The 25,614-nt window shown below is 74.2% G+C and carries 23 protein-coding genes; 14 read left to right on the forward strand and 9 right to left on the reverse strand.

What is annotated here, in order from left to right; all coding sequences use genetic code 11:
* Positions 1–11: 11 nt before the first annotated feature.
* Genes ACFY2K_RS06555 through ACFY2K_RS06565 form a run of 3 tightly spaced genes read right to left on the reverse strand, consistent with a single transcriptional unit; the run spans position 12 to position 1,569 of the window.
* The gene (locus ACFY2K_RS06555) at positions 12–695 is read right to left on the reverse strand and encodes a hypothetical protein (RefSeq protein WP_387709927.1); all 684 of its coding nucleotides are present in this window, start codon (positions 693–695) and stop codon (positions 12–14) included.
* 26 nt (positions 696–721) lie between these two features.
* Positions 722–1,132 (reverse strand): hypothetical protein, encoded by a 411-nt coding sequence (locus ACFY2K_RS06560; RefSeq protein ID WP_380520887.1) that lies wholly within the window; start codon positions 1,130–1,132, stop codon positions 722–724.
* On the reverse strand, positions 1,129–1,569 hold the full coding sequence (locus ACFY2K_RS06565) for a hypothetical protein (protein WP_380520885.1): 441 nt from the start codon (positions 1,567–1,569) through the stop codon (positions 1,129–1,131). Before ACFY2K_RS06565 ends, ACFY2K_RS06560 begins: the two co-directional genes overlap by 4 nt.
* Positions 1,570–1,916: 347 nt before the next feature.
* Between ACFY2K_RS06565 and ACFY2K_RS06570 the strand changes: the two genes are divergently transcribed.
* The 5 genes from ACFY2K_RS06570 (at position 1,917) to fahA (ending at position 8,174) form a co-directional block, all read left to right on the forward strand.
* Positions 1,917–3,338, forward strand: coding sequence for a phosphoribosyltransferase family protein (locus tag ACFY2K_RS06570; protein ID WP_387709930.1), 1,422 nt, complete (start codon positions 1,917–1,919; stop codon positions 3,336–3,338).
* Between the two features lie 269 nt (positions 3,339–3,607).
* Positions 3,608–4,822: a 4-hydroxyphenylpyruvate dioxygenase gene (gene hppD, locus ACFY2K_RS06575; RefSeq protein ID WP_375890714.1), complete on the forward strand. Its 1,215-nt coding sequence runs from the start codon at positions 3,608–3,610 to the stop codon at positions 4,820–4,822.
* A gap of 66 nt (positions 4,823–4,888) precedes the next feature.
* Positions 4,889–6,091 carry a homogentisate 1,2-dioxygenase gene (locus ACFY2K_RS06580; RefSeq protein ID WP_380520880.1) on the forward strand — a complete coding sequence of 401 codons (1,203 nt, stop codon included), beginning with the start codon at positions 4,889–4,891 and terminating at the stop codon, positions 6,089–6,091.
* A complete protein-coding gene (locus ACFY2K_RS06585; protein WP_380640123.1) occupies positions 6,088–6,957 on the forward strand; it encodes a hypothetical protein in 870 nt (289 codons plus the stop codon). Before ACFY2K_RS06580 ends, ACFY2K_RS06585 begins: the two co-directional genes overlap by 4 nt.
* Complete coding sequence (gene fahA / locus ACFY2K_RS06590) at positions 6,954–8,174, forward strand: fumarylacetoacetase (RefSeq protein WP_387709933.1); 1,221 nt, start codon at positions 6,954–6,956, stop codon at positions 8,172–8,174. Before ACFY2K_RS06585 ends, fahA begins: the two co-directional genes overlap by 4 nt.
* A gap of 142 nt (positions 8,175–8,316) precedes the next feature.
* Here fahA and ACFY2K_RS06595 read toward each other — a convergent pair whose 3' ends face one another.
* Complete coding sequence (locus ACFY2K_RS06595) at positions 8,317–9,090, reverse strand: SDR family oxidoreductase (protein ID WP_380590921.1); 774 nt, start codon at positions 9,088–9,090, stop codon at positions 8,317–8,319.
* 95 nt (positions 9,091–9,185) lie between these two features.
* On the opposite strand from ACFY2K_RS06595, the gene ACFY2K_RS06600 reads away from it, so the two are divergent.
* The 5 genes from ACFY2K_RS06600 (at position 9,186) to ACFY2K_RS06620 (ending at position 15,819) form a co-directional block, all read left to right on the forward strand.
* Positions 9,186–9,830, forward strand: coding sequence for a TetR/AcrR family transcriptional regulator (locus ACFY2K_RS06600; protein ID WP_380520872.1), 645 nt, complete (start codon positions 9,186–9,188; stop codon positions 9,828–9,830).
* Between the two features lie 188 nt (positions 9,831–10,018).
* Complete coding sequence (locus tag ACFY2K_RS06605; protein WP_387709935.1) at positions 10,019–11,152, forward strand: enoyl-CoA hydratase/isomerase family protein; 1,134 nt, start codon at positions 10,019–10,021, stop codon at positions 11,150–11,152.
* Between the two features lie 103 nt (positions 11,153–11,255).
* Positions 11,256–11,933 (forward strand): GntR family transcriptional regulator, encoded by a 678-nt coding sequence (locus tag ACFY2K_RS06610; protein ID WP_387709937.1) that lies wholly within the window; start codon positions 11,256–11,258, stop codon positions 11,931–11,933.
* A 207-nt stretch (positions 11,934–12,140) separates the two neighbouring features.
* A complete protein-coding gene (gene aceE, locus ACFY2K_RS06615; protein ID WP_387709939.1) occupies positions 12,141–14,885 on the forward strand; it encodes a pyruvate dehydrogenase (acetyl-transferring), homodimeric type in 2,745 nt (914 codons plus the stop codon).
* Positions 14,886–15,027: 142 nt separating this feature from the next.
* A complete protein-coding gene (locus tag ACFY2K_RS06620) occupies positions 15,028–15,819 on the forward strand; it encodes an enoyl-CoA hydratase (RefSeq protein WP_380640109.1) in 792 nt (263 codons plus the stop codon).
* A 149-nt stretch (positions 15,820–15,968) separates the two neighbouring features.
* Here the strand turns inward: ACFY2K_RS06620 and ACFY2K_RS06625 are convergent, their stop codons facing one another.
* Complete coding sequence (locus ACFY2K_RS06625) at positions 15,969–17,849, reverse strand: NAD-binding protein (RefSeq protein ID WP_380640107.1); 1,881 nt, start codon at positions 17,847–17,849, stop codon at positions 15,969–15,971.
* Between the two features lie 72 nt (positions 17,850–17,921).
* Here ACFY2K_RS06625 and ACFY2K_RS06630 point away from each other — a divergent pair, with 72 nt between their 5' ends.
* On the forward strand, positions 17,922–18,602 hold the full coding sequence (locus tag ACFY2K_RS06630) for an HdeD family acid-resistance protein (protein ID WP_380520860.1): 681 nt from the start codon (positions 17,922–17,924) through the stop codon (positions 18,600–18,602).
* Between the two features lie 29 nt (positions 18,603–18,631).
* Here ACFY2K_RS06630 and ACFY2K_RS06635 read toward each other — a convergent pair whose 3' ends face one another.
* Complete coding sequence (locus ACFY2K_RS06635; protein WP_380520858.1) at positions 18,632–19,270, reverse strand: DUF6461 domain-containing protein; 639 nt, start codon at positions 19,268–19,270, stop codon at positions 18,632–18,634.
* An 86-nt stretch (positions 19,271–19,356) separates the two neighbouring features.
* The gene (locus tag ACFY2K_RS06640; protein ID WP_387709942.1) at positions 19,357–20,859 is read right to left on the reverse strand and encodes a CoA transferase; all 1,503 of its coding nucleotides are present in this window, start codon (positions 20,857–20,859) and stop codon (positions 19,357–19,359) included.
* A 227-nt stretch (positions 20,860–21,086) separates the two neighbouring features.
* On the opposite strand from ACFY2K_RS06640, the gene ACFY2K_RS06645 reads away from it, so the two are divergent.
* Entirely contained in the window at positions 21,087–21,782 is a 696-nt protein-coding gene (locus ACFY2K_RS06645; protein WP_380520854.1) for an N-acyl homoserine lactonase family protein, read from the forward strand.
* A gap of 62 nt (positions 21,783–21,844) precedes the next feature.
* Here the strand turns inward: ACFY2K_RS06645 and ACFY2K_RS06650 are convergent, their stop codons facing one another.
* Positions 21,845–23,104 carry a cytochrome P450 gene (locus tag ACFY2K_RS06650; protein ID WP_380520852.1) on the reverse strand — a complete coding sequence of 420 codons (1,260 nt, stop codon included), beginning with the start codon at positions 23,102–23,104 and terminating at the stop codon, positions 21,845–21,847.
* Positions 23,105–23,362: 258 nt separating this feature from the next.
* Between ACFY2K_RS06650 and ACFY2K_RS06655 the strand changes: the two genes are divergently transcribed.
* A complete protein-coding gene (locus ACFY2K_RS06655; RefSeq protein WP_387709945.1) occupies positions 23,363–24,289 on the forward strand; it encodes a hypothetical protein in 927 nt (308 codons plus the stop codon).
* A 337-nt stretch (positions 24,290–24,626) separates the two neighbouring features.
* Here ACFY2K_RS06655 and ACFY2K_RS06660 read toward each other — a convergent pair whose 3' ends face one another.
* Complete coding sequence (locus tag ACFY2K_RS06660; RefSeq protein WP_380520848.1) at positions 24,627–24,893, reverse strand: zf-HC2 domain-containing protein; 267 nt, start codon at positions 24,891–24,893, stop codon at positions 24,627–24,629.
* A gap of 130 nt (positions 24,894–25,023) precedes the next feature.
* Between ACFY2K_RS06660 and ACFY2K_RS06665 the strand changes: the two genes are divergently transcribed.
* Positions 25,024–25,587: a sigma-70 family RNA polymerase sigma factor gene (locus ACFY2K_RS06665; protein ID WP_380520846.1), complete on the forward strand. Its 564-nt coding sequence runs from the start codon at positions 25,024–25,026 to the stop codon at positions 25,585–25,587.
* Positions 25,588–25,614 lie beyond the last annotated feature (27 nt).

Raw genomic sequence — 25,614 nt, forward strand, 5'->3', positions numbered from 1 at the left:
GATCCGATCGATCAATCGCTCTGCCCACCACTGTGCGGACGGGCCTGCCCCGTTCGCATGGGTTCGAGGTCCTGTTCAGGTCCCAGAACCGCGCCGACCCGGCCACGCACGGCGGCCACCGGCTCACCCGCACCGGCCCGCAGGACGTACCGCTCACCGGCCCGGAGGTAGACCAAGTCACCTGGGAACAAGGGAACTTCACGGTCGTCGAGAGCGAGGCGGGCGTCGGCGCCGGAGAGCAGCACCAGGAACGTGTCCACCGCGGCCACGGCGTACGGCCCGTGCTGTCCGCCGGGGGCGAGCAGCACGGTGTCGACGGCGATCCGCCGGGCGGACCGGACGGGCCCGAGGGCTCGCGAACCGCCGCGCTGGACGGGGATGTCGGCTGCGGACCGGACCGGCCGGACGGTGAGCACGGCGGTCGGTGCGCCGCGCACGGCGGTGAGCCGGTGACTGCTGCCGGGCGGGTGGTGCAGCGCCTCGCCCGGGGACAGGATCCGGCCGCCCGCGGACAGCCGTCCGGCCAGCACCACGGTGACCGACTCGACCGGTTCGCAAGGAAGTTGCTCGACCAGGACGCCGGGCGGCAGGGTCTCGACGGTCAGCGCGGCACGGACGGCCGGACGGTGCCCGGGGTCGATCAGCCGCTGGAAGACGGGCGCGGTGCGCGGGACGGCAGCGGGGACGAGGATCACAAGTGGCTCCCGGAGAACGGTGAAGGTCAGGGCCGGTCGCGGCGTTCGGCGCGACGGTGGGCGAGGGAAGCCCGGGTGCCGGCGCGGTGGCGGGGCACGGCCAGGGTGAGGCAGAGCAGTTCCGCGCCGAGCGGGCCGGCCTCGATCCGCAGGGTGCGGCCCCTGCGGGCCAGCAGCAGGTCGCCGTCCGAGGCCAAATGGTCCGGCTGGTCGGCGAGTTGCCCGATGACGGCGGCGCCGCGCAGGACGTGCAGTACCGTCTCGGCGTCGGGCCGCCCGGGCAGGACGTGATGGGCGCCCGGGCTCAGCCGCAGGTGGTCGAAGGCCTCGCAGGCGCTGGCGAGCATGGCACGACGGGCCAGTGAGCGGATCCGGACCCGCTCCCCGTTCGGGCCGAGCAGGACCATGGCGGAGCCGGTGTCGGTGGTGACGATCACCTCTGGTCACCTTCTTCGGGTACTTCGGGTACTTCGGGTTCTTCGAGTCCTTCGGGTACTTCGGGGGAGGGTTCGGCGGCCGGCTCCGCGGACGGGGGGACGGCCAGGACGGCGTGGAAGTACTCCAGTCCGGCCGTTCCGGCGGTCAGGACGGTCCGCGCGCCGAGCGGGAGCACGACGGCGGTGCCCTCGACCAGCGGCAGGCCGGTGTCGGCGCGCTCGGGGTGGTCGGGGTGCACGACGTCCTCCGGCAAGGCGGCGAGGCCGGAGCCCGCGGTGACGTACAGCGCGTGCTCGACGCCCTCGGCGGTCACCTCGGCGCTCCGTCCCGGTTCGAGCCACTGCAGGCCGACGGCGCGCAGCGGTCCCGCGAGCAGGCCTCCGGGGTCGACGGCGCAGCCGCGGCGGCGCAGGTCGGTGATGACGGTGCCCGGCATCTCGGACGCTCCTTCGGTGCTCTGGGCGGGCTCTGCGGACCGCCTCTGCGCACCACGTTCCGCCGCCCGCCGTCCCGGTCGCACGGGGGTGTCGTCCCGTCCCGTTCCCGGCCGCGCGGCCGGACCGTCCCGGGCCCGTACGCGCGAAGTCCCGGGCGGTGCCCGTCGCGGTCCCGGGCCCGTGGCCGCCCCGGTCCCACCCCGGTCCCGCCCCTGTCCCACCGGGCCCCGCACGCCCCCCGTACGGCCCCCAGCAGGCGACCGCCGGACAGCCCACCGAACCCCCCGCAGCGACGCCCGGGACCGGTGTACCGGACCGGCGTACGGTGGAACCCGGAGGCCGTGGAATGCACGTCACCGGAACCCCCTTCACCGACCGCGCAGAGGCCGGCCGCCGCCTGGCCGGCCGGCTCGGCCACCTCGCCGGCCCCGGCACCGTGGTGGTCGCCCTGCCCCGGGGCGGCGTACCGGTGGCGGCCGAGGTGGCGGCGGCGCTCGGTGCGCCGCTGGACATCTGCGTGATCCGCAAGCTGGGCGTGCCGTACCAGCCCGAGCTGGGCATGGGGGCGATCGGCGAGGACGGCGTCCGGGTGCTGAACGAGCAGGTCATCCGGCTCGCCGGGGTGGGTGACGGGCAGCTGGCGCAGGTGGAGCGGCGCGAGCGCGCCGAGTTGGAGCGCCGGGCGCTGCGCTACCGGGGCGACCGCCCGGCGGCGGACCTGCGCGGGCGCACGGTGGTCGTGGTGGACGACGGCGTCGCCACCGGCTCGACCGCCCGGGCCGCCTGCCGGATAGTCCGGGCGCGCGGGGCGGCACGGGTGGTGCTGGCCGTCCCGGTGGCGCCGCGGGACTGGACGGAGCGGCTGTCCGAGGTCGCCGACGAGCTGGTCTGCGTCGACACGCCGTCGCCGTTCTTCGCGATCGGCGAGTTCTACGCCGACTTCACGCAGACCGGCGACGAGGAGGTGCTGCGGCTGCTGGCCGAGGCCCGACGCGGACCGCCCGACGGGGAGCCACCCAACGGCGAACCGCACGACCGCCAACCGCACGACGATGAGCCGCCCGACGAGGAGCCGCCCGACGAGGAGCCGCCCGGCGGGGACGGCATCGACCGCGAGCTGCCGCTGGCCGTCGCCGGGGTCCGGCTGACCGGCCGGCTGACCGTGCCGGCCGGGGCCCGCGCGGCGGTGGTCTTCGCGCACGGCAGCGGCAGCGGCCGGCGCAGTCCGCGCAACCGGCACGTCGCCCGGCACCTGAACCGCCGCGGGCTGGGCACCCTGCTGTTCGACCTGCTCACCGAGGCCGAGGAGCCGGACCGGCGCAAGGTGTTCGACGTCGCCCTGCTCGGTTCGCGGCTGACCGCCGTGGCCGAGGAGCTGGGGCGCACCGAGGGGGCTCGTGGGCTGCCGCTGGGGCTGTTCGGCGCCAGCACCGGCGCGGCCGCCGCGCTGTACACGGCCGCCGAACTGGGCCCCGCGGTAGGTGCCGTGGTCTCCCGGGGCGGGCGGCCGGACCTCGCCGGGCCGGACGTGCTGGCCCGGGTGGACGCGCCGACGCTGCTCGTGGTCGGCGCGCTGGACACCGCCGTGCTGGACCTCAACCGGCGGGCCCTGGCCCGGCTGGGCGGGGCGGGCGAGCTGGTGGTGGTGCCGCGCGCGAGCCATCTGTTCGAGGAGCCCGGAACCCTCGACCAGGCCGCTGAGCTGGCCGGGGACTGGTTCCTGCGTCACCTCCCGCCCGCCGACGGGCCCGGCCCCGTGGACCGGTAGGTGCGGCTGCGCAGAATTCGGGCGGCGACCGCCCGGAGGCAGCGCATTTTGCGCAGCCGAAGCCGGGATTTCCTGGCCAGCTTGTACACATTGAGCAGTGAAAAACCGACCTGTTGCCCAACCCCCACGACAGGAGCAAGCTCTCCGCAACCGCACCGCCCACCCGTCGCCGTGCGGCCGCGATCCACGCGATCCGACCCGGCGGGCCGCAAGGCCCCCGAACACCCCCGGAAGCCTCAACGCCGAGGCCCTGACTGGAGGAACGAGCGATGACCCCGCAGTCCCACGCCCTTGAGCTGACCCCCGAGGAGCGCGAGGCCGGCCTCGACGCCGACCAGCTGCGCCGCCTCGTCGGCCTCGTCGAGCACGACCAGGCCTCCGACCCGTTCCCGGTCACCGCCCAGGACGCGGTCGTCTTCGTGGTCGGCAACGCCACCCAGACGGCCCAGTTCTACCAGGTCGTGTTCGGCATGGAGCTGGTCGCCTACTCCGGCCCGGAGACCGGCCGCCGCGACCGCAAGGCCTACGTGCTGCGCTCCGGCTCCTGCCGCTTCGTGATCAAGGGCGGTGTCCAGCCGGACAGCGCGCTGCTGGACCACCACCGCCGGCACGGCGACGGCGTGGTCGACCTCGCCCTGGAGGTCCCGGACGTCGACAAGTGCATCGAGCACGCCCGGGCCAGCGGCGCCACCGTCCTGGAGGAGCCGAACGACGTCTCGGACGAGAACGGCACCGTGCGCCGCGCGGCCATCGCCACCTACGGCGAGACCCGCCACACCCTGATCGACCGCTCCCGCTACCAGGGCCCGTACCTGCCGGGCTACGTCGTGGCGAAGAGCAGCGTCACCCGCCCGGAGGGCACCCCCAAGCGCCTGTTCCAGGCCCTCGACCACGCCGTCGGCAACGTCGAGCTGGGCCGGATGGACGAGTGGGTCCAGTTCTACAACCGGGTCATGGGCTTCGTGAACATGGCCGAGTTCGTCGGCGACGACATCGCCACCGAGTACTCCGCCCTGATGTCCAAGGTCGTCGCCAGCGGCAACCACCGGGTGAAGTTCCCGCTCAACGAGCCGGCCATCGCCAAGAAGAAGTCCCAGATCGACGAGTACCTGGAGTTCTACACCGGCCCCGGCTGCCAGCACATGGCACTCGCCACCAACGACATCCTCACCACCGTCGACGTGCTGCGCTCGCGCGGCGTCGAGTTCCTCAACACCCCGGACGCCTACTACGACGACCCGGAACTGCGGGAGCGCATCGGCAAGGTGCGGGTGCCGATCGAGGAGTTGAAGAAGCGCGGCATCCTGGTCGACCGCGACGAGGACGGCTACCTGCTGCAGATCTTCACCAAGCCGATCGGCGACCGTCCGACCGTCTTCTACGAGTTCATCGAGCGGCACGGTTCGCTGGGCTTCGGCAAGGGCAACTTCAAGGCGCTGTTCGAGTCCATCGAGCGCGAGCAGGACCGTCGCGGCAACCTGTGAGCGTCGGCCTACCCTGATTGACGGCGGCCCTGACGGACGTTCGAGGCGTCGAGGAGGAGCACGGAGATGGCGTACTACCGGCAGCTGGGCAGCATCCCGCCCAAGCGGCACACCCAGCACCGCACACCCGAAGGCGGGCTGTACTACGAGGAGTTGATGGGCGAGGAGGGCTTCTCCTCCGACTCCTCGCTGCTCTACCACCGGGGCATCCCCTCGGCGGTGGTCGACGCGGTGCCGTGGGAGCTGCCCGACCAGTCCACGGTGCCCAACCATCCCCTGCTCCCCCGCCACCTCAAGCTGCACGAGCTGTTCGCGGACCAGGAGTGGAAGTCCGCGGACGTCGTCGGCAGCCGCCGGCTCGTCCTCGGCAACGGCGACGTGCGGATCTCGTACGTCGCCGCCGGGGCCCCGAGCGAGCTGTACCGCAACGGGCTCGGCGACGAGTGCGTGTACGTGGAGTCCGGCGCGGGCACGGTCGAGACGGTCTTCGGCTCGATCGAGGTCGGCCAGGGCGACTACGTGATCATCCCTCGCGCCACCACCCACCGCTGGGTGCCGACCGGGGACGAACCGCTGCGCGCCTACTGCATCGAGGCCAACAGCCACATCACCCCGGTCAAGCGCTACCTCTCCAAGTACGGGCAGCTGCTGGAGCACGCGCCGTACTGCGAGCGGGACTTCCGCGGGCCGGTCGGGCCGCTGGTGGTCGACGCCGACGGCGACGTCGACGTGCTGGTCAAGCACCGCGGCCCGAACGGGGTCGCGGGCACCCGCTACACCGTGCCGCACCACCCCTTCGACGTGGTCGGCTGGGACGGCTGCCTGTACCCGTACGCCTTCAACATCCGGGACTTCGAGCCGATCACCGGGCGGATCCACCAGCCGCCGCCGGCCCACCAGGTGTTCGAGGGCAACAACTTCGTGATCTGCAACTTCGTTCCCCGCAAGGTGGACTACCACCCGCTGTCGATCCCGGTGCCCTACTACCACGCCAACGTGGACAGCGACGAGGTGATGTTCTACTGCGGCGGCGACTACGCGGCCCGCAAGGGCTCCGGCATCGCCCAGGGCTCGATCTCGCTGCACCCGGGCGGGCACACCCACGGGCCGCAGCCGGGCGCCTACGAGCGCAGCATCGGCGCGGAGTTCTTCGACGAACTGGCCGTCATGGTGGACACCTTCCGCCCGCTGGAGCTCGGCGAGGGCGGGCGGGCGAGCGAGGACGCCAACTACGCCTGGACCTGGGCGGGTCGGGGGCCCGCGCGATGAGCGCCGACGGCTCGCCGGCACAGGCTTCGCCGGTCCCGGAGCTGTTCCGCGGCCTCTTCGACGACGCGGCGGTGTTCCCCCCGGGGAACCTGCCGGTCGTCGAGGCGGTGCCCGCGCACCGCGTCCACCGCACGGCCTGGTACGCCGACGCGGTCGGCCCGTTCCTGTGCGGGGCGGGCCGGTTGGGCGAACTGGCCGCGGCGGTGGCGGGCACCGGGCCGCTCAGGGTCGGGCTCGTGCTGCCGGGGGGCAGCGCCGAGCTCGGGCCGGCGCTCACCGCCGCCGCACCGTTCGAGCTCGCGGGCGTCGAACTCGCCACCCGGGACGTGCGGGAGGCCGTGGCCGAACTGGACCGGCTGCTGCCGCCGGACGTGCCGGCCGCCGTCGAGCTGCCGCGCGAACTCCTGCGCGGGGACGGCCTGGACGAGACCCTGGACGCCCTGGTCGACAGCGCCTACCGGGCGAAGTTCCGCACCGGCGGGGTCGTCGCGGCGGCCTTCCCGGACGAGGACGAACTGGCCGCCTTCCTCACCGGCTGCGCGCAGCGCGGCCTGCCGTACAAGTGCACGGCCGGACTGCACAACGCCGTCCGGCACACCGACCCGGTGACCGGCTTCGAGCACCACGGCTTCCTCAACGTGCTGCTGGCCGCCCAGGAGACCGACCGCGCGGCAGCCGCCGCGGTCCTGGCCGAACGCGACGGCGAGGTACTGGCCAAGGCCGTCCACGCCCTCACCGGGCACCAGGTTACGGTGATCCGCAACTCGTTCACCGCGTTCGGCACCTGCAGCGTCGCCGAACCCCTGGACGACCTGGCCGCGCTCGGCCTGCTGTCGCCCAGTCCACTCCTCCAGGAGGACCGTTGAGCACCCCCCGCAGCTGGCTGGCCAGCGCCCAGGACTCGCCGTTCGGCGTGCACAACCTGCCGTACGGCGTCTTCACCGCGGCCGACCGGCCCGGGCGGCGCCGGATCGGCGTGCGCGTCGGGGACTTCGTGCTGGACGCCGGGGCCGCCGCCCGAGCGGCCGGGGCGCCGTCCGTCCTGCTGGACGCGGACTCGCTCAACCCGCTGATGGCGGGCGGTCGTTCGGTGTGGACGCAGGTGCGCGCCGACCTCACCACCTGGCTCACCGACGAGACGTTCCGGGAGGCGCTGTCGCCGGCGCTGCTGCCGGCCGACGAGGTCGAACTGCACCTGCCGTTCGAGGTCGCGGACTACGTCGACTTCTACGCCTCCGAGCACCACGCCACCAACCTGGGCCGGATCTTCCGCCCGGGCTCGGAGCCGCTCACGCCCAACTGGAAGCACCTGCCCATCGGTTACCACGGGCGGGCGGGCACGGTCGTGGTCTCCGGCACGCCGGTGGTGCGCCCGCACGGGCAGCGCAAGGCGCCCGCCGACACCGCGCCGAGCTTCGGGCCGACCCGGCGGCTGGACATCGAGGCCGAGGTCGGCTTCGTCGTCGGCACGCCGTCCGAGCTGGGCCGACCGGTCGTGCTGGACGACTTCCGCGAGCACGTCTTCGGCGTCTGCCTGCTCAACGACTGGTCGGCGCGCGACATCCAGGCCTGGGAGTACGTGCCGCTCGGCCCCTTCCTGGGCAAGTCCTTCGCGACCTCGATCTCGCCGTGGATCGTACCGCTGGACGCCCTCCAGCACGCCCGGGTCACGCCGCCGGAGCGCGACGTCGAGCCGCTGGCGTACCTGGACGACCGCGGCGGCGAGCCGTGGGGCCTGGACCTGGCCATGGAGGTCCGGCTGAACGGGCACCTGGTGTCGCGGCCGCCGTTCGCCTCCATGTACTGGACGGCGCAGCAGCAGCTGACCCACATGACCGTCAACGGCGCCTCGCTGCGCACCGGCGACCTGTTCGCCTCGGGGACGGTCAGCGGGCCGGAGCGGGACACCCGCGGCGCGCTGATCGAGCTGACCTGGAACGGCGAGGAGCCGCTCAAGCTGCCGGACGGCACCACCCGGACCTTCCTGGAGGACGGCGACGAGGTCGTCATCACGGCGACGGCCCCGGGGCCGGACGGCGTGCCGGTCGGCTTCGGCGAGGTCTCTGGGCGGGTGCGGGGCTGACGGCTCGGCGGCTGACAGATGACAGATGACAAGTAACAGATAACAGACGACGGACAACAGCTGACAGATTTCATCATCTGAAATCTGTCAGCTGTTCGTTGTTCGCCCGCCCCACCCCCGCCCCGCCTGTGCCCGCCCCCGCCTACAGCCCGGCGCCGCCCGTGGCGTCGACGACCCGCCCGGTGACCCAACGCGCATCGTCCGAGGCCAGGAAGGCGACGATGTCCGCGATGTCCTCCGGCTGCCCGACCCGGCCGAGCGCGGCGAGCGAGGCCGCGTGCGCCTCCGCCTGCGGGTTGCCGCGCAGCCAACCCGCGTTGACGTCGGTGTCCACCACGCCGGGCGCGACCGAGTTCGCCGTGATCCCGCGCGGGCCCAGCTGCTTGGCCAGGTTGAGCGTGAAGGTGTCGAGCGCGCCCTTGGTCGCGCCGTAGGCGATGATCTCCGGCATCGCCAGCCGGGCGGCCCCGCTGGAGACGTTGATGATCCGGCCGCCGTCCCGCATCCGCTCCAGCCCGTGCCGCACCACGAAGAACGGCGCCCGGACGTTCACCGCGAACACCTCGTCGAAACCCTCCTCGGTCAGTGTCGCGAGGTCCGAACTACGCCCGATCCCGGCGTTGTTGACGATGATGTCGACCCCGCCGCCGGGCGCGTGCGCCCCGACCTCCGCGTCGAAGGCCGCCCAGAGCGCGGCCGCGTCCCCGTGCCGCCCCAGTTCGGCGCGCAGCGCGAAGGCCCGCCCGCCGTCGGCCCGGATCCCGTCGACCACCTCCCGTGCCGCCGCGTCGTCCCGGGCGTAGCCGACCGCGACGACGGCACCGTCCCGTCCGAGCCGGCGGGCGATCGCCCGGCCGATCCCCCTGCTGCCGCCGGTGACCAGCGCCACCTTGCCCTCGAGTCCGTACGCACCCATGACCGAGCCCTCCTGCTGCGTCCACATTTCTTGAGCGATCGCTCAAAAAGGAACCTAGCACACACTTCTTGAGCGACTGCTCTAAAATTCGATCCATGACCGAGGCAGCGACACCCGACAGCGCACCGGCGGCCGGCCCGGCCCCCCGCCCCCGACGCGGACGGCCACCCGCCTTCGACCGGGACGAGGCCCTGTCCGCCGCGACCCGGCTGTTCTGGGAACGCGGCTACGAGGCCACCTCCGTCACCGACCTGACCACCGCCATGGGCATCCGCCCCGGCAGCCTCTACGCCGCCTTCGGCGACAAGCGCTCGCTCTTCGAGGAGGTCGTCCGCCGGTACGGGCACTCCCCGGTCGGCGCGTTCGTCGGCGTCGCGCTGGCCGAGGAGACCGGCGCCCGGGCCGCCTTCGCCCGGATCCTGCGCGAGGCCGCCGCGATCTACCCGGACCCGTCCCACCCCGCCGGCTGCCTGGTGATCAGCGCCGCCACCAACGTCACCCCGCAGGACGCCGGAGTCCAGACCCTCCTGCGCGACCTGCGCAACCGGAACCGGCAGGTCTTCGAGGACCGGCTGCTCGCCGCCCGGCAGGACGGCGAACTGCCGCCCGGGACCGACCCGAAGGCGCTGGCCGGGTATCTCGCCACGGTCATCCAGGGGATGTCCCAGCAGGCCCGCGACGGCGCCACCGCCGAGGAGCTCGGCCGAGTCGCCGAACTCGCCCTGCGCGCCTGGCCGTAGCCACCACCTGCCGCGGCCGCCCGCCACGAGCGCCCGCCACGACCTCGACCACAACCGTCACCCGGCCGCCCCTGCTGCCCCACCCGGGGGGCCGCAGGCCCGGGCGGCCTCGTGATCACAACGGCCCCACCGCCCCGGTACGGTGGACCGCGGCAGGCCAGATCACCGAGGGGACGGGAGCGGTTCCGATGAGCGCAGGGGCGGCAGAGACGGCAGCGGTCCAGGAGGTCCAGGAGGTCCAGGCCGTCCTGGACGGCGACGGCGGCCTCGGGCGGATCGTGCTCAACCGTCCGCGGGCCCTCAACTCCCTGACCCACGGCATGATCACCGCCATCCGGGCGACGCTGGACGACTGGGCCGCCGACGACCGGGTGCGCGCCGTCGTCCTGACCGGCGCCGGTGAGCGCGGCCTGTGCGCGGGGGCGGACCTGCGCGCGATGCACGCCGACGTCACGGCCGGCGGGGCCGGCACCCGCGCCTTCTTCCGCGACGAGTACCGGGTGAACGCGCTGATCGCCCGCTACCCGAAGCCCTTCGTCGCGGTCATGGACGGCATCACCATGGGCGGAGGCATCGGCCTGTCCGCCCACGCCGCAGTGCGGATCGTCACCGAGCGCTCCGTGATCGCGATGCCCGAGACCCGGATCGGGCTCACCCCGGACGTCGGCGGCAGCCTCCTGCTCGCCCGTGCCCCGGGCGAGTTCGGCACCCACCTCGGGCTCACCTCGGCCTCGATCGGCCCCGCCGACGCGCTGCTGTGCGGTTTCGCGGACCACTTCGTCCCGTCCTCCCGCCTGCCCGAGCTGCTCGACGCCCTCGCCGGTGGCGCCGATCCGGCCGCGACCGTCGCCGCCCACGCCGAGCCCGCGCCGACCGCCGGAACCACCGGAGCCGGCGAAGCCACCGGGACCACTGGGACCACCGGCCCCGCCGGATTGGCCGCTCAGCAGGAGTGGATCGACGCCTGCTACGCGGCCGACACCGTCGAGGAGATCGTCCGGCTCCTGCTCGACTCCGGCGTGCCGGAGGCGAAGGAGGCCGCCGAGCTGCTGCTCGGAAACTCCCCCACCGCCGTCAAGGTCACCCTGGCCGCACTGCGCCGCGCCCGTACGCTGCCCTCGCTGGAGGCCGCGCTCGACCAGGAGTACCGCATCTCCTGCGCCGCGCTCGACCGGCCGGACCTCGCCGAGGGCATCCGCGCCCAGGTGATCGACAAGGACCGCGATCCGCAGTGGTCGCCGCGCACGCTCGCCGAGGTGACGGAGGCCGAGGTCGCGAGCTTCCTCGCCCCGCGCGAGGGCGACGAGTTGGGCCTCGCCTGACCCGCCCGCCCCTCACCGGAACACCCACCCCGCCGGAAAGCCCACCCCACCGGAACACCTTCCCCGCCAGAACACCTGCTCCCCGGAACGCCTGGAGAACGCCATGACCCATCCGCTGCCGACGCGGGCGGCCACGCCGACGCCGGACGGGGGCGCCGACCCGCTGTCCCGGGTCCCGCTCGGCGAGCAGGTGCGCGGGCTGCTGCTGGAGGGCCTGCTCGGCGGTCGCTGGCAGCCCGGTGACCGGATCGTCGAACGGCGCCTGGCGGCCGAGTTGAACGTCAGCCAGGCGCCGGTACGCGAGGCGCTGCGCTCGCTGCAGACCCTCGGGCTGCTCGACGCGGAGCCCAATCGGGGCGTCCGGGTGCGCGAGATCGGCCCGGCGGAACTGCGCGAGGTCTACCTGGTACGGGCGGCACTGGAACGCCCGGCCGCCGAGGCCGCGGTCGTCCGGCTGGCCGGTGACACCACCGCACTGGAGCGGCACGCCGAACGGATGGCGAGCGCCGCGGCGGCCGGTGACACCCTCGGTCAGGCCCGGCACGGGGTGGCCTTACACCGCGAGATCGTCGCCGCCTCGGGCAACGGGACGCTGCTGCGGACCTGGGAGGGCCTGGGCGTGGAGGTCTGGACGGTGCTGTCGCTGCACCGGGTCCGGCCCGAGCTGCACGAGAACGCCGCCGACCACCTCCCGCTGATCGAGGCCTTCCGGCGGCAGGACCCGGAGGTCGGGCGGCTGCTCGCGGAGCACGTCCTGGAGTACGCCGACCGCTCCCACTGAGCACCGGCTTCGACGCCCCCGCTCGGCGTCTCCCCACCCTCCCATTGTTCGCACAGGGATGATCGATCATCGAGCAGACTACTCACCGGTAGCGGTTGACGCACCGCCCCGCCACTCCCTACCGTCCACAGTGAGTTCCATTAGGAGAAACACTATTCCGCATCACGGAATAAGTGCCCTGAGGCAACCGGCAAAGGGGAACCACCCGTGTCCCAGCTCGACCAGCTTCACGACCAGGACCCCGAGGAGCTCGCGGAGTGGCGCGACTCGCTCGACGCCGCCCGCGACTTCGGCGGGCCCCACCGCGCCGCCCACCTGCTGCGCCGCCTCGTCGAACACGCCCAACTGCGCCGCCTCGACGTCCCCCCGCTCCTGGACACCCCGTACGTCAACACCATCCCCACCGCCGCCGAACCCGAGTTCCCCGGCGACGAGGAGATGGAGCGGCGGATCACCGCCTGGAACCGCTGGAACGCCGCCGCCATGGTGACCAGGGGCAACCACCGCGGCAGCCTCGGCGGGCACATGGCCACCTACGCCTCGGCCGCCTGGCTGTACGAGGTCGGCTTCCAGCACTTCTTCCGGGGCAAGGAGGCCGACGGCTCCGGCGACCAGCTGTACGTCCAGGGCCACGCCGCCCCGGGCGTGTACGCCCGCGCCTTCCTGGAGGGCCGGCTCACGGAGGCCCAGCTGGACCGCTTCCGCCAGGAGACCGGCGGCGACGGACTGCCCTCCTACCCGCACCCGCGCCGACTGCCCTGGTTCTGGGAGTTCCCCACCGTCTCGATGGGGCTCGGCCCGCTCTCCGCGATCCACCAGGCCCGTTTCAACCGGTACTTGACCGCGCGCGGGATCAAGGACACCTCCGGCTCGCACGTGTGGGCCTTCCTCGGCGACGGCGAGATGGACGAGCCGGAGTCCACCGCCGCCCTCGCCCTGGCGGCACGCGAGAGCCTGGACAACCTCACCTTCGTGGTCAACTGCAACCTCCAACGCCTGGACGGCCCGGTCCGCGGCAACGGGAAGATCGTGCAGGAGCTGGAGCGCCAGTTCCGCGCGGCCGGGTGGAACGTCGTCAAGTCACTGTGGGGCGAGGCCTGGGACGAGCTGCTGGCCCGCGACACCGGCGGCGCCCTGGTCCGCCGGCTGGGCGAGGTACCGGACGGGCAGTTCCAGACCTACGCCGCCTCCGACGCCCGCTACATCCGCGCGCACCTCTTCCACGCCGACCCCCGACTGCGCTCCCTCGCCGACTCCTTGGAGGACCGACGGCTCTCCGAGATCGTCGCCACCTCCCGCGGCGGCCACGAGCCCCGCAAGGTGTACGCCGCCTACCGGGCCGCCCTGGAGCACCGGGGCGCCCCCACCGTGGTGCTGGTGCAGACCGTCAAGGGCTGGACCCTCGGCCCCGGCTTCGAGGCCCGCAACGCCAACCACCAGATGAAGAAGCTCTCCGGGGCGCAGTTCCGCGCCATGCGCGACCTGCTCGAACTCCCCATCCCCGACAGCGCCCTGGACACCGAGCTGGTCCCGTACGCGCACCCGGGCCCGGACTCGCCCGAGGTCCGCTACCTGCGCGAACGGCGCGCCGCGCTCGGGGGCCCCGCCCCGGCCCGCCGGGTGCGCTTCACCCCGCTGCCCGAACTGCCCGCCAAGCCCTTCGAGACACTGTTCAAGGGCTCCGGCACGCAGGAGATCGCCACCACCATGGCCTTCGTCCGACTGGTCAAGGAGCTCGTCCGGGACAGGGCCACCGGCCACCGCTGGGTGCCGATCGTCCCGGACGAGGCGCGCACCTTCGGCATGGAGTCGCTCTTCCCGACCGCCGGGATCTACTCCCCGCTCGGCCAGACCTACGACCCCGTCGACCGCGACCAACTCCTCCACTACAAGGAGTCGGTGAGCGGCCAGATCCTCAACGAGGGCATCACCGAGGCCGGTTCGATGGCCTCGCTGACCGCCGCCGCGACCTCGTACGCCACCCACGGCGAGCCGGTCGTGCCGTTCTACATCTTCTACTCGATTTTCGGCTGGCAGCGCACCGCCGACCAGATGTGGGCGCTGGCCGACCAGTTGGGCCGCGGCTTCCTGATCGGCGCCACCGCCGGGCGCACCACCATGACCGGCGAAGGCCTGCAACACGCCGACGGCCACTCCCCGTTGATCGCCTCCACCAACCCGGCCGCACTCTCCTACGACCCGGCCTTCGGCTACGAGGTCGCCGTGATCGTCCGCGAGGGACTGCGCCGGATGTACGGCCGCAGCGAGCAACACCCGGACGGCGAGGACGTGTTCTACTACCTGACCGTCTACAACGAGCCACTGCCCCAGCCCGCGCTCCCGGACGGCCCGGCGGCCGCGAACGGAGTGGCCGGGGAGGGAGTGGTCGGGGAGGGAGTGGTCGACGGCATCCTGCGCGGGCTCTACCGGTACCGCGCGGCCGACGCCGACCACCTGCCCACCGACGCACCGAGGCTCCAACTCCTCGCCTCCGGCACCGCCGTGCACTGGGCGCTCGCCGCACAGCGGCTGCTCGGCGAGGAGTGGGGCGTGGCGGCCGACGTCTGGTCCGCACCGTCCTGGACCGAGCTGCGCCGGGAGGCGCTCGACTGCGACGCCGCCAACCTGGCCCGGGCCGCGGCCGGCACCGGCGCGGCGGACCGCGTCCCGTACGTCACCCGGGCGCTGGCCGGGGCACCCGGCCCGGTGCTGGCGGTCAGCGACTGGATGCGCGCGGTGCCGGACCAGATCCGCCCCTGGGTCGAGCAGGACTGGACCTCCCTGGGCACCGACGGCTTCGGCCTCTCGGACAGCCGGGCGGCCACCCGGCGGCACTTCGGGGTGGACGCCGAGTCGGTCACGGTCGCCGCGCTGGCCGCACTGGCCCGCCGGGGCGAGGTCAAGGCCGAGACCGTACGCCAGGCCGCGGAACGGTACGGCGTCCGGTTCTGAACCCCCCGCCGCGCTGGTGACCGGCGTCTCGCATGCCGGGACTGGCGCGCGACGGGGCGCGTCGTAGATCGTTGGGTGGTCAGGGCGCGCCCCTAGGGCGGCGAGCAGTGGAATGGCCGAGCAGCGGATGGGAAGTGCGGCGATGACCGAGAGCGGGACCGAGACCTACGAGACGATCCTGGTCGAGCGCAAGGGCCGGGTCGGGCTGATCACGCTCAACCGGCCGAAGGCGCTGAACGCGCTGAACACCCAGCTGATGAACGAGGTCGTGGCGGCGGCCACCGCGTTCGACCGGGACCCGGAGATCGGCTGTCTGGTGATCACCGGCTCGGAGAAGGCCTTCGCGGCCGGCGCCGACATCAAGGAGATGCAGGGCAACCGGTTCCCGGACGTCTACCTCGACGACTGGCTGGGCCCGTGGGACCGCTTCGGCGCGCTGCGCAAGCCCGTGGTCGCGGCGGTCGCCGGGTTCGCGCTGGGCGGCGGCTGCGAGCTGGCGATGATGTGCGACATCCTGCTGGCCGCGGACACCGCGAAGTTCGGGCAGCCGGAGATCAAGCTCGGCGTCCTCCCGGGCATCGGCGGCTCGCAGCGCCTCACCCGCGCCATCGGCAAGGCCAAGGCGATGGACCTGTGCCTCACCGGCCGGATGATGGGCGCCGAGGAGGCCGAGCGGGCCGGCCTGGTCGCCCGGATCGTCCCGGCCGACCAGCTGCTCACCGAGGCGCTGGCCACCGCCGAGACCGTCGCGGCGATGTCCAGCCCGGCCGCGGTCATGCTCAAGGAGAGCGTCAACCGCTCCTTCGAGACGACGCTCGCCGAGGGCGTCCGCTTCGAACGCCGCCTGTTCCACTCGGTGTTCGCCACGGCGGACCAGAAGGAGGGCATGGCCGCCTTCGCCGAGAAGCGGGCGCCGAAGTTCGAGAACCGCTGACGGCCGACAGGCGGTCGACGACCGGCCACGGGTGACCGGTGACGGGTGGCGGGTGGCGGCGAACAGATAACAGACAACAGATGACAGCGAACAGATTTCATCATCTGAAATCTGTTCGCTGTCATCTGTTTGTTGTCAGTTGTTCGCCGTCAACCCTCCTCCACCAGCACCGTGTTCAGCCGCGCCAGCCCACTGCGGGTGGCGGCGACCACGATGCGGTCGCCCGGGGTCAGTCGCCGGGTGCGGTCGGCGAAGCCCCAGTGCAACTGGTTGCTGCGGGCGAAGCGGACCGCGATGACCCGGACGCCGCCCGGGTCCTCCAGGTCGTGCCGGTTCAGGCCGATCAGTCCGCTGCCGTCCTCCACCGTCAGCTCGGCGATCAGCAGCGCGTGCCGGAAGACCGAGAGCGTCCCGCGCACCTCACTGCCCATCAGCGCGGCGGCGAAGGCGGGCGCCGCCAGGTAGGAGACCGAACGGGAGGCCGCGTTGTCCAGCGTCTTGTAGAAGTGGCCGGCGAAGTTGTCGTCGAAGAGCCGGACCACCACCCGGACCTCGGGATTGCCGTGGCGCGCCTCCAACGCCGCCTCCAGGTTGGTGGCGTCGTCCCCGCTGACCGCGACCACCGCCCGGCTGTGCTTCAACCGGGCCCGGCGCAGCTGCTCCTCGAACGGCCCGTCGCCCAGGACGACCGGGATGCCGAGCGCCCGGGCGGCGGCGATGCCGCGGGCCTGCGGGTCGCGCTCCATGCAGACCACCGGCACCCCCATCTCGTGCAGCTGGGTCGCGACCCGGGTGCCGACGTTGCCGAGCCCGACGACGATCACGTGGTCCCGGGTGCCGGCGCTCGGGTTGCGCGGAAGTCCGCGCCGTCCGGAGCCGAGCACCTCGACGACGATGGCGGTGGCGACCGGTGCGAAGGTGATCCCGCAGAGGGTGATCACCACCTGGGCGACCCGCTGCCAGGCCCCGCCCGTACCCGTCCCGGCGGCGATGTCGGCCTGCTGGTCGGGCTGGGCGGCGCCGGCCAGGTCGAGCAGGGAGATGTAGACCGTCCAGCCGAAGTCCCGGCTGAGGTACCAGAGCACGCTGAACGCCAGCAGCACGGCAGCGAGCGCGGTGAGCAGCACCAGCCGCATCCGGGCGCTGGTGAAGAAGCGCATGGTGTCGAGCACCCGCCAGCGCAGCCGCCGCGCCCAGGTGATCGGCTCCCCGGGCTCCATCCGCAGCGCCTGGAGGGCGGCGATCCCACCCGGCGACTCCTCGGGCTCGGGCTCCGGCTCGGGCTCCGACTCAAGGCCAGGCCCCGGCACAGGCTCGGGCACCGGCTCGGGCTCAGGCCCCTGCGCCGCCTCGCGGCGGACCCCGCCGGGCCGGACCGGCCCGTCGCCGCCGAACTCGGAGGCGAGCCGGACGAACTCGGCCGAGTCGCCCTCCTGTTCCGGCAGCAGGCGAATCTTGCTGAGGTCCTGCCGGTCGATCTGGTCGGCGACCACGCAGATCCGGTCCGGGGTGATGGCGTCGTCGAACGCGATGTGCAGGTAACGGCCGCCGATCTCGACCGAGTTGGGCCGGCCGAGCGCCGCCGCGGCGAAGGCCGGGGCGGCGGTGGCGGAGCCGGAGAGCGCGGCGCCGTTCCTGAGCAGCCGTTCGATGTTCTCGCCGAGGCGCTGGTTGAACATCCGGAAGACGATCCGGATGTTCGGGTTGTGGCCCTGGGCGCTGAGCGCGGCGTGGATGTTCTCCTGGTCGCTCCCCTCGACCAGGGCCAGGCCGCGGGCGGTGTCGACGGAGACCGCGCGCAGTGCTTCCTCGGTGATGTTCGGGTATTCGACGACGGCGGCGACGCCGGTGATCTCTTCGATCCGCGGTGCGTGGTCCCGGGTGCGGTCGGTGACCAGGACGACGACCGGGACTTCGTAGTGCTCGACGAGTTCCAGGACCAGCCGGTGCGCCAGGGCATTGCCCCCGCACACGATGTAGTGCTGGCTGATCGGCTCGACCGGAGGGGTCCCCCACCCTTCAGAAGTCATACCGACGGATGGTATCGACGGCAGGTGACCGGAGGGTGTCAATCCGGAGACCGAGGGGGATCACTCGAACGGATGTACCTGACGGGCGGTCCGGTGACGGTGCGCGGAGGCTGGGGTTCGTTCTCCGCCCCCGACCACGAGGAGTACGCCGCCGTGGCCCCTCCCATCATCACCCCCGACGGAACCCCGGTCCAGGGCCCGCTCGGCCTGCTCGCCAAGGCCGCCTGGCAGGTGCTGCTGGCCGCGGGAGTGGCCTCGCTCGCGCTGGGGATCGTCGTCTTCGCCTGGCCACGGGAGACGCTGCTGGTGGTGGGCGTGCTGTTCGGCCTCTACCTGCTGGTCATCGGCGTCGTCCAGCTGGTCGCCGCGTTCGGCACCCACGCCACCACCGCCCTGCGGGTGCTGGCCTTCATCAGCGGCGCGATCTGCGTGCTGCTCGGGCTGCTCTGCTTCCGCAGCGCGGTCCAGTCGCTGCTGCTGCTCGCCCTCTGGATCGGGATCGGCTGGCTGTTCCGCGGCATCACCCAGCTCGCCGCCGCGATCTCCGACCCGTTGATGCCCGCCCGCGGCTGGCAGGCCTTCGCGGGCGCGGCCAACACCCTGGCCGGCGTGCTGCTGATGGTCTGGCCGGTCGGCTCGATCGCCGCGCTGACCGTGCTGGCCGGGTGCTGGCTGGTGATCCTGGGCCTGGTCGAGATCGCGACCGCCGTCCAGGTGCGCGGTCGGGCCAAGCGGATCCCCTCCGGGGTCTGACCCACCGCCACCGCGGGGAGGCCGCGGCCTTACGGTCGGCGCGCGTAGCCGAGGCGGAAGGTGGCGGCCTCCAGCCGTTCCGGGGTGAGCCGCACGTCGGTGAGCCGCTCGGCGAGCGCGAACGCGGCCTCGGTGTGCAGCGCGCCGCGCTCCCCGTCCAGCCGGAAGCCGCAGGCCGTGAGCAGTTCGGGGATGCCCGGGGCGTCGGCGTCGGCGCCGTGCCGCTGGTCCGCGAAGAGCGGCTCGAACTGCAGGCGGCAGGCGGCGCGTTCCCACCAGTTGAAGTGGTCCACCGCGTTGGCGTTGCGGAAGTGCGAGACCAGCCGGGTGCCCTCGGTGAGCCGGGAGATGACCTCGGGCAGGCTGCCGAGGTATCCGTACGGTTCGATCGCGAGGGCCCAGCCGTCGAGCTCGGTGACGGCGACGAGCAGCCGGTCCTCGTCCAGGTCGAAGAGTTCCTCGGCTTCCGCGTCCTCGCCGTCGTCGAAGGTCTCCCAGGCGGCGACGACCGCGTTCAGCCCGGTCACCTCCCGGCCGATCAGGGCGTCGAAGCGGGGCAGCAGTTCCTCACCGGTCACCGCCTGGACGTGGGTGAGGCAGTAGGCCTCGCCCAGGACGGGGTAGCGCTGGTCGAACCAGGTGAAGTCGGTGGCGTGCGGGGCGGTCATGCGGTGATGCTGTCAGACCTCACCGACACCGCCCACCCCGCCCCCGCCCACGCCCCGGCCCCGCCCGTGCCCCGGCCCGACCCCGCTCAGCGCCAGACCGGCGCGTCCGTCCCCCAGCGCCCGGGCGGGCGGGCCCAGTCCGTGGGGGCGCCGGCGTAGCCGATCGGCGGCAGGGCGTACCGCAGCCGCCCGTACGCCGAGTCGGTCTCGGTGAGCCAGCGCGCCGGGTCGTACGGCTCGGTGCCCGGCAGCCCCGGTCCGGCCGGGCCGCCCTGGTCAACCGGTTCGGCCGGCCCGGCCGGGATGCCGTGCATCAGCCAGGAGGCCGAGCCGACGAAGGAGAAGCGCAGGTGGCGGCCGCCGGGGCGGTGGGTGCGCTGCTCGGTGAGGGCGCGCAGGACGGCGGCGGCGAGGAGGTAGCCGGTGCCGTGGTCGAGTGCCTGGGCGGGCAGCACCCCGGGCCGGCCGTCGGGCCCTGCCTCGTGGGCGGCGATCCCGACACCGGCCTGGACCAGGCTGTCGAAGCCGCGGCGTCCGGCCCACGGGCCGGTCCAGCCCCAGGCGCTGATCCGGGCGAGGACCAGGTCGGGCCGACGGGCGAACAGCGCCTCGGGGGCGAGGCCGTGGGCGTCGAGGGAGCCGGGCCGGTAGGCGTTGACGACGACGTCGGCGGTGTCGAGCAGGCCCTCGAAGGTGGCGCGGTCGGCCGGGTCGGCGAGGTCGAGGCGGGTGGAGCGCTTGCCGAAGCCGGTGTCGGTGTGGGCGTCCTCGGCCTCGGGCAGCCGGGGCGAGTCGATCCGCAGCACGTCGGCGCCGAGCAGGGCGAGGGTGCGGGTGGCGACCGGTCCGGAGATCACCCGGCTGAGGTCGAGGACGCGGATCCCGGCGGCGGGGCGGTCCACCGGGGCCGCGGCGAGCGGGCGCACGGGCGCGGCGCCGATCTCCCGGCACTCCACCAGGGGGTGCGCGGCCGTGCTCACCGGCGCGACCGCCACGGCGAGCGCCCCGGCCGCGTACGCGCGCTCCTGCACCTGCTCGCCGGGCAGTTTGCCGAGCGCCTCGGCGAGTTGCTCGGGCCCGGCGCCGGGGGCGAGTCCGAGGACGGCGAGCAGCCGGTCCCGGTGGTGCGGGTAGTTGGCGTGGGTGCGGATCCAGCCGTCGGCGGTGCGCCAGAAGCCGGAGAGCGGGGCGAAGCCGACCGGCTTGCGGCCGTCGATCTCCAGGTGGCGCTCACTGACGAAGGAGGTGGCGACCGCCCCCTCGTCCACCCGGACCGCGGGGACGGGCCCGCCGCTGCGGAGCGCGGCGAGTTCGGCGGCGGCCAGCGAGCAGGCGGCCACCGTGGCCCGGGCGAACCGGCTCACCGGCAGGCCCGAGGGCAGGCCGCCCTGCGGGCCGTGGAAGGCCACCCGGTCGAGGAGCCCGGCCGACCCGCCGAGGGCGGCCCAGACCTCCGCGGTGGGACGGTCGGCGGCGGGGCCGCCCGCGGACCGGGACTCGGGCCAGGGCTCGGGCCGGGGCTCGGGCCGGGCCCCGGGTGCAGACGCGGACTCAAGCGCGGACTCGGGCGGTGTCGGACGATCGGTCATGCCGCGCATTGTGCTCCGCATCCGGACCGCCCGCCGTGACGCACGCCACCGCGCCTGCCGACCGTCCGCGCCGCCCACGCCGCCCACTCCGCCCCGCATTCCTGCCCGCCGGAGCAGCCCTGACGGACGAGCAGCCGAAGTCCGGCCGGCGGCTTCCGGACGCCGGGTAGGGTGCGAACGGCGGCCGCCACGGCCGGCACACGGGGGCTGAGCGAAAAGGGGGACGCATGCACACGATCCGCCGTCTGGACCTGGGCCACATAGTCCGGCCGGCCGCCGAGGTGGGCGGCCCCGAACCGCGGGTGGAGCCGGTGCTCGCGTACCTCGTCCGCGGCCCGGGGTCGCTGCTGCTGTTCGACACCGGGATCGGCGCGGGCTCGCCGGAGACCGAGGCGCACTACCGCCCGTCCCGCCGTCCGCTGCCGGAGGCGCTCGCGGCCGCCGGCGTCGCGGTCTCGGACATCGACCTGGTGGTCAACTGCCACCTGCACTTCGACCACTGCGGCGGCAATCCGCTCTTCGCCGGGACACCGGTCCTCGTCCAGGCCGGGGAACTGGCCACCGCCCGGCGCGGCGGCTACACCATCGACGCCCTGGTCGACTTCCCCGGCGCCGTCCACCAGGAGCTCGACGGCGAGACCGAACTCTGGCCCGGCGTCCGGGTGCTGCCCACGCCCGGCCACACCGCGGGGCACCAGTCGCTGCTGGTCGAGCGCATGGACGGTTCCAGGGTGCTGCTGGCCGGGCAGGCGTACGACTTCGCCTCCGAGTACGGACAGGCGGTGCTGGCCCGGCAGGCCGCGCGCGACGGGGTGGCGGCGCCGCTGCCCGGCTACCGGGCCTGGCTGGACCGGGTCGCGGAGCACCGGCCGTGCCACGCGATGTTCGCGCACGACCACGCGGTGTGGGAGCTGTCGGTCTAGCCGACGCCGAGCCGTGCGGGTCCGGCCGAGCCGTGCTGGTCCGGAAGCCGAGCGGTGCGGGTTCAGAAGGTGAAGCCCAGTGAGCGGACCCGGTGGTCGAAGCTGGACGGGACGAGCACCGGTTCGCCGACCGACCGCGCCCCGGGCAGCCGGGTGAACAGCTCGCGGAACAGCGCCGTCATCTCCTGCCGGGCCAGGTGCGCGCCCAGGCAGTAGTGCGGCCCGCCGCCGCCGTACCCGAGGTGGGGGTTGGGGGTGCGGGTGATGTCGAAGGCCTCCGGATCGGGGAAGACCGCCTCGTCCCGGTTCGCCGAGCCGTAGTACAGCGTGACCTTCTCCCCCGCCCGCAGCAGCGGGCCGCCAGGGCCGCCGAGCTCGTGGTCGACGGCGACGGTCCGGCGGAACTGGACGATCGGGGTGGCGTGGCGGACCATCTCGTCCACCGCCCCGGGGAGCCGGCCGTCCAGGTCGGCGAGCAGCAGCGCGCGCTGTTCGGGGTGGACGGTCAGCAGGTGCAGCCCGTGGGCGAGCGCGTTGCGGGTGGTCTCGATCCCGGCGACCAGCAGCAGCGAGAAGAAGGCGCCCAGCTCGCGGCCGGTGAGCCGGCGGCCGTCCACGTCGGCGGCGACCAGCGCGGAGATCAGGTCCTCGGCGGGACGGCGTCGGCGCTCGCGGCCGACCGCGGCCACGATGCCCTGCATCCGGGCGAGCGCCGCCAGGCCTCGCCCGGGCACCCGGAGCCGTCGGCGCAGCGGCCGGGCCACGCCGACGTCCGCGGAGTTGCGGTCGACCAGGTCGAGGATGGTGCGCCGGGGCTGTTCGGGGATGCCCATCATGGTGCAGATCACCTGGAACGGGAGCTGGGCGGCCACCGGGCGGACGAAGTCCTCGGGCCGGTCGCGCTCGACCGCGTCGACCAGGGCGGTGCAGACGTGCCGGATGTCCTCCTCGACCCGGCCGAGCAGCCGCGGGGTGAAGGCCCGGGAGACGATCCGGCGCAGCTGGGCGTGCCGGGGGTCGTCGAGGTTGACCATCGAGTCGCCGAACAGCAGCCGGACCCAGCGGGCCGGTTCGGGGGTGGTCACCCCGGGGGCGGAGCGGAAGACGGCGGGGTTGCGGCTCGCCTCGACCACGTCGGCGTGCCGGACCAGGGCGTGGAAGCCCCGGCCGGTGGCGCGGTCGCCGAAGTAGACGGGGGCGGGGCGGCGGCGGAGCTCGGCGAAGGCGGCGGCGCGGGCGGGGGCGGGTAGCTGCCAGAAGCGGGGGTCGGTGAGGTCGGGGGTGCCTGCCGCCGGGGCGGAGACCTCCGTCGGGGTGTCCATGGCCGTGCCTCCTGCTTCCGGTCGGGTTCGCGCCGACTCGTGCCGGTTCGGTCAGGGTTCGTTCCGGCGCACACGTTCCGTGCCGGAGTGTGCACATTTAGTGAGTGGAGGGTGCGCGTGTCAAGCCGGTTGGACCGTGGTGCGGGGTGGTGTTAGAGGCCGGTGGCCGGTCGACCCGACGGGCCGGGCATGGTCTCACGGGCCGGAACCGGCCATCACCGGAGGGTGCGGCACGGGCGGGGCGTGGCGGGTGCGACGATGAGTGCCATCGTGATGACCGACCGGATCCGCCTGCTGCGCGCCGCGGTCTTCGCCGCGCTGTGCGTGGCGATGGCCGCCGCGGCGCACGTCGCCATGGCCGGGGCCGGGGTCTCGGCTCCGGTCCTGCTCGGCGCGTTCGGGGCGGTCCTCGGACTGACCTGGCTGCTGGCCGGGACGCGGCGCGGGCTCGGGGTCATCAGCGCCTGGATGGTCTCGGCGCAGGCCGCCCTGCACCTGCTCTTCGAACACGCCGCGACGCTCGGCCGCGGGGGCGGGGGCCTGGGCCGGCTCGCCGCCACGGACTGGGCCGCCCTGCTGCTCTGCAACCCGGACCGGACGGCCGGCGGGCTCTCGCCCGCCGAGCTGGCCCGGATGGCGGGCATCGACCCGGACGTCCCCCCGGCCGCGGGCAGCCTGCGGCCGATGGCGGGCATGCACCACGGGGCGACGGCGGGGACCGGGGTCGCTCCCGGGAGCGGGGGCGGGGGCGGGATGGCCGACGGGGCGTCCATGGACATGGGCATGTCCGGGATGCCGGACATGCCGGGGATGTCGCACGCACTGCCGACGGGCCCGGCCCACGGGACGTCCCACGGGATGAGTCACGGGATGGGCCACGACATGGCGCACGGCATGTCGCCCGGGATGGCACTCGCCCACGTCCTGGCGGCGCTGGCCTGCGCACTGCTGCTCTGGCGCGGTGACGCCGCGCTGGTCCGGGTCTTCGAGCTGCTCGCCGCCCTCGGGGCGGTCGTCGCCGGGGCGCTGCCGCTTCCGCTGCTGACGCTGTTCGCCCGCCCCTTCGGGTACCGGCCGCCGGTCGTCCCCCGGCCCGTCGAACGGCCGGACGGCCTGGCCCGGTCGGTACTGCTCACGCATGCCGTCGTCCGGCGCGGTCCACCGGCGTTCGCCCTCGCCTGCTGACGCGCCCGACGCGCTCCCCCATCCGGCCGATGACCGGTCGGTGACCGGCCCCGCTGCCGGAACTTCCGGGACCCCGCCGTCGGGCAGGTCGCCCTGCCGCTCCACCGCGCCCTTGCGCCGTCACGTCCCGTGTCGTCGCCTCCCGCGCCGTGGGTGCCGTCGGGGCCCGGGCCCGGATCCGCGACCGCCGACACCTCCGCGGGAGGTGCGCAGCGCCGCGCGGCCGGCCCATGGACGCCTGCGGTGCCGCTGTGCGCGGCGCCGCTCCCTGCCTTCCCCTCGGGACCTTCCCATGCCTCACTTCGACGGCGCACCGGTTCACACCGGCGCCACCGTCCTACCGTTCCGCGGCCTGCGGCGCCTCCGGCGCGGGGCCGACCGGGCCCTCCAGCCCCAGCCGGGCGGACAGCCCGGCCGCCCACTCGGGCGCCGGGCCGTCGTCGGCGGCCGCCCGCACCTGGGCGCGCAGTCGCTCGGCCCGGTCCAGCCAGTCGCGGCAGCCGGCGCAGCGCGCCAGGTGCTTGTCCAGCCGGGTGCCGGGCAGGCCGCTCGGTTCGCCGTCGAGCCGGGCGGACAGAGCGGTACGGAACTGCGCGCATCTCATATGACCATCGTCCCGCACGGCGGCCAGGGCGGTACCGGCCGGGGCAGCGCGGGCCAGGCCCACGCGGGCCGGGTCAATACAGGCCGGGCTCACGCGGGCCGGGGCAGCGCGGGCCGGATCGGGGGCCGCCGTGGATGACGACCAGCTCACCGCACTCGCGCTGACCGCCCGCTCGGGCCGGGCGGCGGACGTCGAGGCCTTCGTCCGGGCGACCCAGCGGGACGTCTGGCGCTTCGTCGCCCACCTGACCGACGTGCAGTCCGCCGACGACCTCGCCCAGGAGACCTTCCTACGGGCCCTGCGCGGCCTGCCCGCCTTCGCCGGTCGCTCCTCGGCCCGCACCTGGCTGCTGTCGATCGCCCGGCGCACGGTCATCGACCGGTACCGGATGGCCGCCGCCCGGCCGCGCTGCGCGGCGCTGCCGGACTGGCAGGAGGCGGCGGAACGGCAGGGCGGCACCCCGACGGCCGGGTTCGAGGACGGGATCGCCCTCGGGGACCTGCTCGAACGGGTACCCGCCCAGCGACGGGAGGCCTTCGTCCTGACCCAGGTGGTCGGCCTGAGCTACGCGGAGGCGGCCGAGGTCGCCGGCTGCCCGATCGGCACCGTCCGCTCCCGGGTCGCCCGGGCACGGGAGGAACTGGTCGCGCGCCTGCGGGCCGCCGAGGCCGGGGAACTCGCGGCGGCCTGCTGAGGGGCGGGCGCAGCCGACGGCTGACGG

The organism is Kitasatospora sp. NPDC001309 (assembly GCF_042896295.1).
Taxonomy (GTDB): domain Bacteria; phylum Actinomycetota; class Actinomycetes; order Streptomycetales; family Streptomycetaceae; genus Kitasatospora.

Bases quoted from the DNA above. Each gene is read 5' to 3' on its own strand.
- ACFY2K_RS06620 (WP_380640109.1), top strand. From the start codon at position 15,028: ATGACCGAGAGCGGGACCGAGACCTACGAGACGATCCTGGTCGAGCGC.
- ACFY2K_RS06565 (WP_380520885.1), bottom strand. From the start codon at position 1,569: ATGCCGGGCACCGTCATCACCGACCTGCGCCGCCGCGGCTGCGCCGTC.
- ACFY2K_RS06595 (WP_380590921.1), bottom strand. From the start codon at position 9,090: ATGGGTGCGTACGGACTCGAGGGCAAGGTGGCGCTGGTCACCGGCGGC.
- ACFY2K_RS06600 (WP_380520872.1), top strand. From the start codon at position 9,186: ATGACCGAGGCAGCGACACCCGACAGCGCACCGGCGGCCGGCCCGGCC.
- ACFY2K_RS06655 (WP_387709945.1), top strand. From the start codon at position 23,363: ATGAGTGCCATCGTGATGACCGACCGGATCCGCCTGCTGCGCGCCGCG.
- ACFY2K_RS06640 (WP_387709942.1), bottom strand. From the start codon at position 20,859: ATGACCGATCGTCCGACACCGCCCGAGTCCGCGCTTGAGTCCGCGTCT.
- ACFY2K_RS06635 (WP_380520858.1), bottom strand. From the start codon at position 19,270: ATGACCGCCCCGCACGCCACCGACTTCACCTGGTTCGACCAGCGCTAC.
- ACFY2K_RS06580 (WP_380520880.1), top strand. From the start codon at position 4,889: ATGGCGTACTACCGGCAGCTGGGCAGCATCCCGCCCAAGCGGCACACC.
- ACFY2K_RS06630 (WP_380520860.1), top strand. From the start codon at position 17,922: ATGTACCTGACGGGCGGTCCGGTGACGGTGCGCGGAGGCTGGGGTTCG.
- ACFY2K_RS06650 (WP_380520852.1), bottom strand. From the start codon at position 23,104: ATGGACACCCCGACGGAGGTCTCCGCCCCGGCGGCAGGCACCCCCGAC.
- ACFY2K_RS06570 (WP_387709930.1), top strand. From the start codon at position 1,917: ATGCACGTCACCGGAACCCCCTTCACCGACCGCGCAGAGGCCGGCCGC.
- ACFY2K_RS06605 (WP_387709935.1), top strand. From the start codon at position 10,019: ATGAGCGCAGGGGCGGCAGAGACGGCAGCGGTCCAGGAGGTCCAGGAG.
- ACFY2K_RS06585 (WP_380640123.1), top strand. From the start codon at position 6,088: ATGAGCGCCGACGGCTCGCCGGCACAGGCTTCGCCGGTCCCGGAGCTG.
- ACFY2K_RS06660 (WP_380520848.1), bottom strand. From the start codon at position 24,893: ATGAGATGCGCGCAGTTCCGTACCGCTCTGTCCGCCCGGCTCGACGGC.
- ACFY2K_RS06610 (WP_387709937.1), top strand. From the start codon at position 11,256: ATGACCCATCCGCTGCCGACGCGGGCGGCCACGCCGACGCCGGACGGG.
- ACFY2K_RS06625 (WP_380640107.1), bottom strand. From the start codon at position 17,849: ATGACTTCTGAAGGGTGGGGGACCCCTCCGGTCGAGCCGATCAGCCAG.
- ACFY2K_RS06645 (WP_380520854.1), top strand. From the start codon at position 21,087: ATGCACACGATCCGCCGTCTGGACCTGGGCCACATAGTCCGGCCGGCC.
- hppD (WP_375890714.1), top strand. From the start codon at position 3,608: ATGACCCCGCAGTCCCACGCCCTTGAGCTGACCCCCGAGGAGCGCGAG.